This is a genomic window from Exiguobacterium sp. UBA3968 (assembly GCF_002385115.1).
Classification (GTDB): domain Bacteria; phylum Bacillota; class Bacilli; order Exiguobacteriales; family Exiguobacteriaceae; genus Exiguobacterium_A.
The window spans coordinates 187,347-199,957 of record NZ_DGCW01000005.1 but is presented as its reverse complement, the minus strand read 5'-3'; the positions used below and the strand labels follow the sequence as shown (position 1 = coordinate 199,957).

Annotated in this window: 11 protein-coding genes; 4 read left to right on the top strand and 7 right to left on the bottom strand. The window is 44.5% G+C overall.

Going from position 1 to position 12,611, the window contains the following annotated elements; genetic code table 11:
• Nucleotides 1-74 precede the first annotated feature (74 nt).
• Entirely contained in the window at nt 75-1,154 is a 1,080-nt protein-coding gene (locus B3S86_RS02650; RefSeq protein ID WP_290748863.1) for a GGDEF domain-containing protein, read from the top strand.
• A 60-nt stretch (nt 1,155-1,214) separates the two neighbouring features.
• Here B3S86_RS02650 and B3S86_RS02645 read toward each other — a convergent pair whose 3' ends face one another.
• The 5 genes from B3S86_RS02645 to B3S86_RS02625 all read right to left on the bottom strand — a co-directional run bounded on the left by B3S86_RS02645 (nt 1,215) and on the right by B3S86_RS02625 (nt 6,758).
• Nucleotides 1,215-3,044, bottom strand: coding sequence for a bifunctional diguanylate cyclase/phosphodiesterase (locus tag B3S86_RS02645; RefSeq protein WP_290748860.1), 1,830 nt, complete (start codon nt 3,042-3,044; stop codon nt 1,215-1,217).
• A gap of 151 nt (nt 3,045-3,195) precedes the next feature.
• Nucleotides 3,196-4,626 (bottom strand): bifunctional ADP-dependent NAD(P)H-hydrate dehydratase/NAD(P)H-hydrate epimerase, encoded by a 1,431-nt coding sequence (locus tag B3S86_RS02640; RefSeq protein WP_035409177.1) that lies wholly within the window; start codon nt 4,624-4,626, stop codon nt 3,196-3,198.
• Between the two features lie 95 nt (nt 4,627-4,721).
• The gene (locus B3S86_RS02635; RefSeq protein ID WP_290748857.1) at nt 4,722-5,153 is read right to left on the bottom strand and encodes a Fur family transcriptional regulator; all 432 of its coding nucleotides are present in this window, start codon (nt 5,151-5,153) and stop codon (nt 4,722-4,724) included.
• A complete protein-coding gene (locus B3S86_RS02630) occupies nt 5,125-5,994 on the bottom strand; it encodes a metal ABC transporter permease (protein WP_290748854.1) in 870 nt (289 codons plus the stop codon). The genes B3S86_RS02635 and B3S86_RS02630 overlap by 29 nt, the downstream gene beginning before the upstream one ends.
• A complete protein-coding gene (locus tag B3S86_RS02625) occupies nt 5,991-6,758 on the bottom strand; it encodes a metal ABC transporter ATP-binding protein (RefSeq protein ID WP_035409184.1) in 768 nt (255 codons plus the stop codon). The genes B3S86_RS02630 and B3S86_RS02625 overlap by 4 nt, the downstream gene beginning before the upstream one ends.
• Before the next feature lie 215 nt (nt 6,759-6,973).
• On the opposite strand from B3S86_RS02625, the gene B3S86_RS02620 reads away from it, so the two are divergent.
• From B3S86_RS02620 to B3S86_RS02610, 3 genes are read left to right on the top strand one after another with little or no spacing between them, the layout of a single operon-like run.
• A complete protein-coding gene (locus tag B3S86_RS02620) occupies nt 6,974-8,512 on the top strand; it encodes a Ppx/GppA family phosphatase (protein WP_290748849.1) in 1,539 nt (512 codons plus the stop codon).
• On the top strand, nt 8,509-10,662 hold the full coding sequence (locus B3S86_RS02615; RefSeq protein WP_035409188.1) for an RNA degradosome polyphosphate kinase: 2,154 nt from the start codon (nt 8,509-8,511) through the stop codon (nt 10,660-10,662). Before B3S86_RS02620 ends, B3S86_RS02615 begins: the two co-directional genes overlap by 4 nt.
• A 54-nt stretch (nt 10,663-10,716) precedes the next feature.
• Nucleotides 10,717-10,887, top strand: coding sequence for a XapX domain-containing protein (locus B3S86_RS02610; protein ID WP_023467523.1), 171 nt, complete (start codon nt 10,717-10,719; stop codon nt 10,885-10,887).
• A 120-nt stretch (nt 10,888-11,007) separates the two neighbouring features.
• Here the strand turns inward: B3S86_RS02610 and B3S86_RS02605 are convergent, their stop codons facing one another.
• Both B3S86_RS02605 and B3S86_RS02600 read right to left on the bottom strand, forming a co-directional pair.
• Complete coding sequence (locus B3S86_RS02605; RefSeq protein ID WP_056060149.1) at nt 11,008-11,625, bottom strand: hypothetical protein; 618 nt, start codon at nt 11,623-11,625, stop codon at nt 11,008-11,010.
• 20 nt (nt 11,626-11,645) lie between these two features.
• Nucleotides 11,646-12,548, bottom strand: coding sequence for a deoxyribonuclease IV (locus B3S86_RS02600; RefSeq protein WP_035409192.1), 903 nt, complete (start codon nt 12,546-12,548; stop codon nt 11,646-11,648).
• Between the last annotated feature and the right edge of the window lie 63 nt (nt 12,549-12,611).

Here is a 12,611-nt window from a genome sequence, read left to right as displayed (position 1 = left end):
CGTTTTTCATGTTATTGAACTCTGAGATATCTTACAATGATTTTCGTTTTAAATTTTAAAATAGGAAGTGCTTCATGATGCTTGCTACAGTGAATATCTTTTTTGTTAATATTTGTATTATTTTTCTCGTTTCTACGTTCGCCTTTTATCTGCTTCGTGATCGTTTACCGATTCAACCCGACTCGATGATATCTACTCGGCTGTATTTTGGTTTTGCTAATGGGATCACCGGTATTCTTCTTATGCATCATGCGATTGATTTAAACGGCGCACTGATTGATTTGCGTTTATTACCTCTCGCTTTATCCGCTTTATTCGGTGGTAACATCAGTATCACAGTGACGGGATTAATGCTTTTGATTTATCGTTTTTTAATCGATAATGGCGATTCTATAAATGCCTTACTTAGTTCTGTCATGACGCTACTCGGTTTTTTGATGCTGTCATTTATTTGTCGTCGGTTCATTACACGGCAAGGATATTTTTTTACCGCCATCGTGACAGTCGGTTCTCTACTTGTTCTTTGGCGACTGATTACGAGTAATTCCCCTGTAGATGCCTGGAGGACGATTTATATTCCTTATTTCATCTTAACGATTGGCGGAGCCTTTTTGTTTTATCGTTTGTCACTACTCCTGCAACAACATTTTGTTCTTTACTCTTATCAATCCTATCTCGCTTCGACCGATCAATTAACAAGGCTTGCGAATCGACATGTCATTTTGGAAAAGGTCACGACGCTTGAAAAAAACAGAGCTTCTTGGGGCGTCATCTTGTTTGACTTAGATCACTTCAAGAGTGTGAATGACACACATGGTCACGCCGGCGGCGACGCCGTCTTGCGCCATTTTTCGATTGTATTGAATGAACATTGTCCCGCACCTATCACGGTTGGTCGATATGGCGGTGAAGAGTTCATCGTCATCATTCCAGATTGTGACCTTTACGAACCTATTCATTTAGCAGAAACAATCGTGGCAGCCGTTCAACAAACGCCATTTGTCATGCAGGATCACGCTGTATCGATCACGGTATCTGCTGGAATTGCTTACGCTCATCATCAACCCGCTGAAACGGTCTTCAAGCAAGCAGATATTGCTTTGTATGAAGCAAAAACACAAGGTCGAAATCAATATCGACTGTACCAATCATAAATACTGTATGAAAAAGCCACTTCTCTCCGAAAGGTTCGGACTGAAGTGGCTTTTTAGGTATTAATGAATCGTTCCTTCATTCGTTTTTTGTAGTAGACAGATGATTTCTTCGAGTGGTACCGGTTTAGCGAAGAAGTAGCCTTGGAACAAATGAATCCCGATTTCTTTGGCAATGCGTACTTCTTCTCCCGTCTCTACCCCCTCGACGATACATTCGACATGCATCGACTGACTCAATTGAAAAATCGACTCAAGGATCGATTGTCGTTTCTCTGATGCTCCGATTTGTTCAATGAATTGCTTTGGAATCTTTAATTGACGTAACGGTAATAAACGTTCGAGGACGTGATACGAGGCATGACCAGTCCCGAAATCATCAAGAGAAACTGGAAAATCGAGTGTTTTGATGCGCTTGAGCGCTCGATGAATCGATTGACTCTCAAAATCAAGCGACTGACTTTCCGTGATCTCGATCTTAATCTGTTGCGGCTTTAGTGCATACTTGAGTAGCGTTCGTTCAATGAATGGCATGAATGACTCACTCGTCAATTGTCGTGGCGATACGTTAACCGATAAGGTAAATTCATCCGGAACGAGACCGATCAATGCTTTACGCGTCTTACACCCTTCCTCAAAAATCCATTCTCCTAGACGAATCATCAAGTCACTTTTTTCAGCAATCGGGATGAAGACGGATGGTCGATCAGCTCCTTGCAAAGAGGTCTTCCAGCGAACCAATGCTTCAAGACCAATGAATTGTTCTGATCGAACATCGTACTGCAATTGATAGACGAGGTGAAAGTCCGTTTCAATATTAGCCTGTGCTAATGATTGTGCTGCTTTGACTCGCAATTCTTGATCCTTTCGCCAGGCTTGGTCAATGCACATCACACGTTCATTTTGTTGAGCGGCTTCCTGTAGCGCAGTCAATAACTGCTGTACTCGACGCTTCCGATTGTCCGTCGCCCCTTCTCCATTATCGATGACGATGGATATGTTGACGTAGACATGATGCCCTTCGATTTCGTAAGGTATGGAAATTTCTTGACTCAATTTTTCCATCGCTTCCTTACATGCCACCTTGTCCGGCTTTTTCATGACGATCAATAACGTTCCTGCTTCGATTCGAGCAAACGCTTGATAAGGAGGTAGTTTTCGCTTGAGCCGTTCAATACATGCTCGTAACACTTGTGACTGAATGTCTTCTCCAAAATACCGTGCCAACTCATAATAATTTTCTAAATGAATCCCGACGAAAATGAGCTGTTTTTCAGGTCTTGGGAAATCGACTTCGTTCAATCCTTGACGATTCAAAACACCTGTTTCTTCGTCACAGCGTGCCGTATCGTGTAGTTGTATCGCCAAATCATTCAAACGATTTAAATTACGGATATGCAAGTGATTGATGACAAGGGCGATGGAAACACCAATTATAATCATGCCAATTCGTCCATAATGATCAGTCGGATCAATTTTCACCGTCACGGTATCGGCATTCCACATGACGTAAAAACTAGTTGCGATGGCAATGATGATGGCGTACCACATCATGATTCGTTGATACGAAATCAAAGCGATCATTAAAAACAAAAAACTGCTAGCCCAAACGGTGACCGCCACATAAGGTAAAAAACTAATCGAAGTGATTGGAACAACGAGCAACATCAAGGACAATAAGTGGGTTTGCAACACCACGTCCATCTTACGACGACTGATATAAAAAATAAAAATCCCCATGAGGACTAAAAATGAAATAATGACAGAACGACTTAAATATGCATTCTTGATCGTCTCTTCCGTCGTCGTATAAATGATTAAAGCGCCAACAAGCATCATGAAAAGGGCAAAATTTCCGATCCACCATTGTTGTTTCCGAACAATGTCCTCCATGTATTTCCCTCCTTTCCATTAGTTTTTTCGTATATAGGTTTCGACATCGCTTGATGATACTCCTATCGTATCGAATGTGTCAATTCTTTCCTAAAAAGAAAAGTCTTCCCTCATACATGTCGTGGAAGACTTTTCTCTAACATTTATTGTCCTATAACCCAAATCGTCCTAACTCTTCGATGACATCCGTTGCTAACAAACTACTTGGATGTAATCGTCGTTCAACTTGTTTTGAAGCACACGCATACCACTCCGCTCCTAGCGCTAGCGTTTTTTCGACATCTCCTGATGGATGTTGCGCAAGGAGACTCGTTAAAATTCCAAACAAGGTATCCCCGCTTCCTCCCTTTGCGAGACCGCTCGATGCACCAGAGATGACAAACCCACCTCCATTTGGTTTAGCGATTAAAATGACATGGGATTTCAAAACGACAGTTACTTGATGCAAGACGGCATACTCAGTTGCTTGACCGAATAGATCATCTTGAATACTTGCAACAGTCTGATTCGTCATCCGAGCGAATTCGCCAATATGCGGTGTGACGATGATCGGCGCGGTTCGTTCTGGGTAACTTTCTTTTATTAGTGCTCCGGCATCTAATACTACCGGTAAATCACTCTCAAGTAGATGATCCACCCATGTTTCGGCTACTTCTTGCGATAAACCAGGACCGATTCCAACTGCTGATATGGAAGATAGCACGTTCTGAATCGCCGGTAACGTCTGGTCCACGACCATCGCTTCCGGTGCTTGGACGACGATCCCCTGTTTCGCAAGTGACGTCGTCGCGACTTGTAGTTTACCGACTCCCGTTCTTAGGGCTGCCCGTGTCGCAAGTTGAATGGATCCCGGCATCGTGTCACTTCCTCCAATCAATAATGCCGTTCCGTATGTCCCCTTGTGACCGTATGGTTCCCGCTTAAACAAGGAAGCCAGATCCTTCGGTGAGACGCGCCATTCACCAAAAGCCGGTAATCCGATATCTAGCGTTTCTGATTCTCCATAAAACGGTGCCGTCCGTATCAAAAAGGTAGATCGTTTCATCGCATGCAATTGAAATGTCGCATCTGCTCGAATCGCTATCTCTTTGAATCCTATAGTATGGTCCGTTGGCACACCGCTCGGTACATCTATTGCATAGATGCGTGCTCCTTGCTGCTTTTGTTCCGATACGAATGTACACTGCGCCTCGAATTCCGGATTAATCCGACCTGGATCAAATCCAGTACCGTATAAGGCATCCAAAATGACATCATATCGACCACATGGTTTTTCGGCTACAAGTCCGAACGCTTCTGCATAATGAGTATGAATCGTTGCAATATCCGAACGACTCTTTCCAAACGGAGTGAATAGCGTGACATCGAATCCGTCACGTATCAGTTCGCGACCAATGACATAACCATCCCCACCATTATTGCCGGTTCCACACAAAATTAGTATTCGTTCCCTCTTCGAATGGCGCGTTTTAATCTGTGTTGCAATCTGACTTCCGGCTCGCTCCATTAACACCTCGAGCGGTAGCCCAGATGTCCGTGCCCACTCATCAATTTGTCGTGCTTCCTGTGTATCATAAATCATCATCTCATCACCTCTGTTCGACTATTCCCGTTTTAATCAGGACTAGTCGTATAAAAACAAAAAAGAGAACGTCCCGAATGGACGTTCCCTTCTATTTAAGACGTCAAGCGTTGACAATTCGCACAACGTCCATAGATTTCAAATTTATGATCTTCGACTTCAAAACCAGTCTCTTGAGCGGGTGAAATCCACTCCATCGGGCAGACATTCAACGTCTCCGTCTTGCCACAGATTCGGCATATCAAATGATGATGGTGATGACCGGAAGCACAGGCAGCCCGATATTTCATCTCACCGTCTAATTCCGTCACTTCTAATAAGTCGATTTCCGAAAAATCATTCAAGTTTCGATAAATCGTATCATAACTTAACGAAGGATGAGACGTCCGGAGAGCTTCTGCCACTTCCCGCGCACTGACATACCGATTCACTTCAAACAGATACGATAGCAAATCCAGACGTTTCGGTGTTATTTTAAACCCAGAAGCCTTCATTCGTTCACGCGCTTGTTCGATGTTCGTCTTCATGTATTTTACCTCCTATCCAAAAACGTTCTAATAGCATGACGATGATCAGTTCGAGCACGGCAAGTAGGACAATCATTCCGCCGGGTGCTAAATCAAACTGATAAGCCAGGATGAGTCCAAGTACTGTTGCAATCTCACCGAAGATGATAGCTAAAAAGATCGTCGTCTTAAAACTTTTTGCAATTCGAAGTGCTGCCGCAACCGGCAACGTGATTAAGCTCGAGACAAGTAAAATCCCGACGATTCGCATACTAATCGCGATCACAAGCGCAACGACGATCATAAAGAGAATGTGAACTAAACGAAGTCGGATTCCCGAGACACGTGCTTGTTCCTCGTCAAATGAGAGGAACAACAATTCCTTATAAAAGGCAAAGACGAAGATGACGACCACGACCGTCACGATAAGAATCGTGTACACATCCGTTAAGGCAACAGCCGAAACCGTTCCAAATAAGAAGGAGACGAGATCCATTGAAAAGCCGTTCGCAAGACTAATGAATGTCGCACCGAGCCCCATCCCTGTTGCCATGATGATCGGAATCGCGAGTTCTTGAAAATGCTTATATTTAGCGCGCAACCAATCAATCGTCAGTGCCGCGATGACCGACGTCACGATTCCTAAGTACAGTGGATTTAAGTCCGCTAATTGCGCGACCATACCAGAAATCAAGAGACTGAGTGCAATCCCAGCTAACGTGACGTGCGAAAGTGCATCTGCGATCAGGCTCATCCGCCGGACGACGACGAACGAGCCAATCAATGGGGCCGTGAATCCAATTAAAATGGCAGCCACTAAAGCATACTGTAAAAATTTTAACGTCATGAATGCTTCGATCATTGGACACTCTTCCCTTCGTGAACGAGGACACGTCCCGGAACTGGATAGAGGGAGCGGATCGTCTGTTCATCTAGTTCCCAATACTCTTTAATGCCACAGTTACAACCTAAACGTCCATCGACCAAATGAATGACATCCGTGACGAGTTTGCTGACGAAATGGATATCATGTGTCACAAGGACGAACGTTCGCCGTTTATCTCGACGCAGTTCTTCAAGAATTTCATAAAATTCTTTCACGTATCGCTGATCGACACCAACAGTTGGTTCATCTAAAATCATTAAGTCTGGATCGTTGACGAGCGCACGCGCGATGAAGACGCGTTGTTGTTGACCGCCGGACAAGTCGCCGACTTTTGAATCACGGCGTTCCCACATTCCGACTGTTTCAAGGGCAGTCCGTACTTTGTCTCGATCATCGCGTGACAAACGACGAAAAAGTCCTTTTTTAGCATACAACCCCATCTCGACGACTTCTGCGACAGTTACCGGGAAACCCGAGTTAAACGAAGCTGCTTTTTGCGAGACATAGCTGATTCGCCACCATTCATTGAATTGCGATTGGGGTTGTCCGAATAAGCGAATCGTTCCTTTCGGTTGCAATAAACCTAAGATACATTTGATCAGCGTCGATTTCCCAGATCCATTTTCCCCGACGATTGCTAAGAATTGTCCTTGTTGAACCTGAAACGAAACTTGATTCAATACCCGGCGATCTGGATAATCATAGCTGACTTGATCAATCTCGATGATTGGTGTTTCCATTTATTTTCACTCCTTCCGTTTTCGTAAAACGGAATAATTACGTCTTAATCAACTGTCTTATTATAGCGTTCGCTAATTATTGGTGCAACTCTAGCAACTTCCTATCCTCCTTTGAAAATAATCAAGGTACAATAAAGACAGAAACTAGCTGTTTCCGGCTTGTTCAGGAAGGGAAATCTTTTAATGCACGCATCGCAGAGAGGAGTCGAGGTCACTTGAAACAAGAACTTGCAGTTATCGATATCGGTTCCAACTCAATTCGTTATGTCATCTTCCATCCGATCGCTTCTGGTCGTTACATCGAGAAGATTAACATTAAAGTCGTCGCGCGTTTATCTGCTCATATCAATAAAGACGGAGCACTTGACGACGCAGGCATCTCGTTACTCGAAGAAACGTTACATCGATTTTACGAAGTCGGTGTCACCCATGAGGTCGAGGAGACGATTTGTGTCGCGACCGCTGCTATTCGTAATGCGACGAATCGAGAAGCAATTGTTAAATCCGTTACTGAAAACACACCTTTTTCCATTCAGGTTCTAACAGACGAACAAGAAGCATACTATGGTTATTTTGCTATCATAAATTCGACCTTCCTGACAGATGGGTTTTCTGTCGACATCGGCGGTGGTTCCATGGAAGTCACCTTGATCGAAAATCGCGAGATGGTAGCGTATCATAGCTTTCCATTTGGCGCCGTCACATTGACACGGCAATTCGTTTCCGACGAGACACTTAGAGCAAGTGATAAGAAGAAGTTGGTGAAATTCTTACGGGAACAATTCGAATCGATACCATGGCTAAGTGATAAAAAGCTTCCTTTAATCGGTGTCGGTGGTTCTGCCCGAAACTTCGTTCGTATCCATCAATCCAATCAGGATTATCCGCTTCGGAGCGTTCATCAATATCAAATCAAGGCGAAGGAACTCGCGAAGATGGTCGATGATCTGGAAGGGAAATCAGCGAAACAGCTATCGAAAATCGAAGGGTTATCAAAGGATCGAATCGATATTTTCCTGCCGGCATTGATTGCGATCCAAGGGTTAGCTCAACACATCGAAGCGGAAGAATTCATCATGAGCAATCTCGGTCTTCGTGAAGGTCTTGTTTACGAGTTCGACGTGCAGGACGAAGCATACCGCCGGATTGAAAACGTACGTGAGCAGAGCCTCTATCAGCTTGAAAGTGATTATAAGGTCAATCGTGATCGTGCGTCGTATATCGGAACACTTGCTAAATCGATGTACCGTCAACTCGTCACGTTAGACCTGGTATCAGAACGAGCGTCCGATTTACGCCTCCTCGATTCCGCAAGTCGTTTGTTTTATTGCGGTCAATACATTAATCCGGATACGCGATCAGACCAAACGTTTTATTTGTTGACGAACACCGAAATGAATGGCATGACGCACAAGGATCGCGTTGCGCTCTCCCTTGTCAGCTCCTATTCTTCAGCGAAACGGATGCAACAATTAGCAAAGCCGTTCAAAGAATGGTTCACGGAAGAATCACTGGACCGCTTCGACTTACTCGGTTCTTTACTCAAGTTAAGCCATGCCCTCGACGTGACGGAACGAAAAGCTGTCGATCATTTGGAACTGTTCCTTAAAAAGGACCAACTCCAATTCGTCCTCGATACAGGCGATCACGATTATGGATTTGAAGTCGAAAAAGCCGAAAAACAAAAGAAACACCTGGAACGAATCATTGATTGTACGATTACCTTCGAAACGAAAGGAGATCTTCCTTCATGAAGCTCGACATACCGGAACATTTCAATAATCGTGAGCTCAGCTGGCTCCAGTTCAACGAACGTGTACTGGGTGAAGCTTTTGACACACGCAATCCATTAATGGAACGTTTTAAGTTTCTCGGTATCTTTAGTTCCAATTTAGACGAGTTCTATATGGTAAGGGTCGGTGGCTTAAAGGATGAAGTGCTCGCTGGGTTCAATAAACCGGAAAATAAACAACAGATGACACCTAAACAACAGTTACGTGCGATCGCGTTGAAAACAAAAGAGTTAGTCGATCGGCAATACGAAGCATTTCAAGCAATCAATCAGACGTTATCAGATGAAGGCATTACATTCTTAAAATACGACGCCCTGACTTCAGAACAAACGACCTATGTAAAATCCTTTTTCCGTGAACAAGTCTTTCCGGTACTCACGCCTGTTGCTGTCGATGCCTATCGTCCGTTCCCGATGTTGTCTTCAAAATCACTTAACATCGCAACGGTTCTTGAAGCAGAAGACGGGACGAAACGAAATTTGGCACTCGTACAAGTACCTGCTGTTTTACCGCGATTCGTCGATTTACCGGTAGAAGATGACGAGACGACGGCTGTCATTTTACTCGAAGACGTCATCATCGCCTTCATTGACAGTTTATTTAAAGGCTATCGCGTGTTGTCTGCCATGCCATTTCGGATCACCCGGAATGCCGACCTTCCGTTTCACGAAGAAGGGACACACGATTTATTGAAGTTAATCGAAAAGGAATTAAAAAAACGGCGTTGGGGGGTAGCAATTCGACTTGAAGTCCAAAAAGCTGCCATCAATACTGAGCTACTCAACATGCTACGTGATGTACTTGATTTGCAGGAACGCGATATCTTTGCTGTAGATGGTCCGATTGATTTGACGTTCTCCTTCGCCTTCTACAGTCAAATCGGTGTTGAATATGATCATTTGATCTATCAGACGATCATGCCGGTCGACCCACCCGCACTCGATAGTTCAAAAAATCTGTTCAATCAATTACTGGAACGCGACTATCTCTTGCATCATCCGTATCATACGTTTGATCCTATCGTCCGGTTCATCGTCCAAGCGGCTAATGATCCGAACGTCCTTGCCATCAAACAAACCCTTTACCGCGTATCTGGTGACTCACCGATCATTAAAGCCTTAAAAACAGCAGCCGAGAACGGGAAACAGGTCACTGTCCTCGTCGAACTCAAAGCTCGATTCGATGAGGCGAAGAACATCGAGTGGGCAAAGCAGCTAGAAAAAGCCGGCGCTCATGTCATCTACGGATATAGTGATTTAAAGACACACTCGAAGATCACGCTCGTCGTCCGACTCCACGAAGGAAAGATTCAGCGTTTCGTCCATCTTGGTACCGGCAACTATAATGATTCGACGGCGAAACTATACACGGATGTCGGATTATTGACGGCTCGAGAAGAAATCGCCGAAGATGCGACAAACTTCTTTAACTGGTTGTCCGGATACGGGGAACAACCCGAATGGAACGTCATCCAAACTTCACCGAACGCGATGCTTGAGAAGTTCCTGTCATTGATTGATGAAGAAATCCATCATCATCAAAAACACGGAAACGGACGAATCGTCGCCAAGATGAATAGTTTAACGGAGAAAGACATCATCTTACGTCTCTATAAGGCATCGCGCGCCGGTGTACAAGTCGAACTTATCGTTCGTGGCGTCTGTTGTCTGCGTCCTGGCATTCCAGGTGTTTCGGAGAACATTCGCGTCATCTCGATCGTTGATCGTTATTTGGAACATTCACGCATCTTCTACTTCCATCATAACGGGCAGGATTTGATGTATGGGTCAAGTGCTGACTGGATGACACGCAACATGCGAAAACGGATTGAAATCTTGTTCCCGATTATGGACGAAGAACATAAACAATATCTAAAGGATTGTCTCGCCCTCGCCCTTGCTGATAATGTCAAAGCGCGTGAGCAGACAGCCGCTGGATCCTATTATTACGTTAAAGACGGAAAACAGAGCTGCGAATCACAGTTGCTGATTCTAGATTATACGAGCGGCAAATTAAAACAAAAACCAAGTTTTACAGCTCCATTGAAACAAAAGTGGATCACAATCGAAAAGAAGGATGACAAAGTCATTCTTGATCAAAATGCCACCTGACATTTAAGATATACTTTACTTCAAATGCTGATTACAGCAGAAAGGACGAAATGTATGCTTCAGCAAATCTTGTTATCCCTTCTCGCAGGCGTCATCTGCGGAGTCGTGTTCACCGCATTGAAATTACCAATCCCTGCTCCACCCGTTTTCCCAGCCGTCGTCGGGATCTTTGGTGTCTTCCTTGGGATGAAAATCTATCTGTTTTTAGTAGAACGCTTTTTCTAATCTAAATGAAAACAGTTCTCTTTACTGCCAGCGCAGATAGAGAACTGTTTTTTTGATTCTTTTAAGGTTTTAATGATTGGATGATCAGTCATACGAGCTCTGCTTGAATAGAAAAAGCTTTTACTCACTCTCTTCCGTCGCCGCCGCCGTATCCATAGCATGCAACATCCGTTGATGTAACCACCGGTGACATGTCGGACACACCGTCTGGTATCCTTCTGATGTCAAATGCCATTCGAGTAACGACTGCCTAGACTCCTCACAATGAACACATTGACGCGCAATTTGTTCTAGATGATTCCGCTCCTTGAAGCGCTCGATTCGACGTTGTTTAGATTGTTCGAGTGTCAGCACATCGGTTTCGAAATACCCATACTGCCATGAATCAAGCAGACGTGTGCGAAACGCGCTTTCGACTGGTCCGGTTTTAAGACTAAGTTGATCGAGTGGTCGTCCAAGTAACGGATGTCGTAAATCCACACTGATGAGATCAAGACATACATAAGATCCTTCCGAATCGTCAGCAACGGTCAACCAAAACGGATCCTCTGGACGTGTCGTATACTCCGTGAACAAGACTTCTGCATACGCAATGATTCCATCAGACGTCGCAAGAAATACTTCTTCTCCCTCTGCCAGATCTGCCGGCAAATAAAACGGTTCCTTTGTTTCATAATAGTGGACAACAGCTTGTCGTATCGCAAAATTAGTCTCATCGACGACGAGTATATGACACATCACTGACACCCCTTTATGAGTTATTCGACCGGTGCTCCTAGAATCGGTAGACGCCAGTCTGCATCAAATGCACCCGAACGTAACATATCGATTTCTTGTTTATACGGTGCTACTTTTTTCTTTGGATCGAGACCAATGTAAGGTGTCTCTAGAATTTTGGGTAAATGAGCCAGGGCAGGATGATGCACGACACGGTGTAAGGCATCAAATCCAATCTCACCAAAACCAATATTTTCGTGACGGTCTTTCCGCGCACCGCGGACATTTTTCGAGTCATTCACATGGATGACACCAAGACGATCCAGTCCGACGATTCGGTCGAATTGTTCGAGAACACCATCTAGGTCGTGCACGATATCGTATCCCGCATCATGCACGTGGCATGTATCAAGACAGACGGACAGACGATCATGATGTGTGACGCCTTCAATGATCTGAGCAAGTTCCTCGAAGGTTTTTCCGATTTCCGATCCTTTTCCAGCCATCGTCTCAAGCGCGATCTTCACCTGTTCTTCGCCTGTCAATACTTCATTGAGTCCTTCAACGATCCGTTTGATTCCAACCTCTTCCCCAGCACCTACATGCGCACCTGGATGCAATACGATGTGTCGTGCTTTCTCTAGAGCTTCTGCTCGTTTGATCTCAGCTCCTAAAAACGAAACCGCGAGTTCGAATGTCTCGGGTTTTGTCGTATTCCCCAGGTTGATGATATACGGTGCGTGTACGACGATTTCTTCAATTCCATTCGCACTCATATGTTGCAACGCTTCCGGAATTCGTAACTCTTCCATCGGCTTACGGCGTGTATTTTGAGGTGCTCCTGTATAGACCATCATCGTCGTTGCACCATAAGACGCTGCTTCCTCACTGGCACCTAACAGCATTTTTTTCCCCGAAACGGAGACGTGTGAACCTATTTTCATGTTGTTTTCCACCTTTCTCTTTTTACAGTGTACCAAATCTTGAAAACGACAAGACACCCGAAA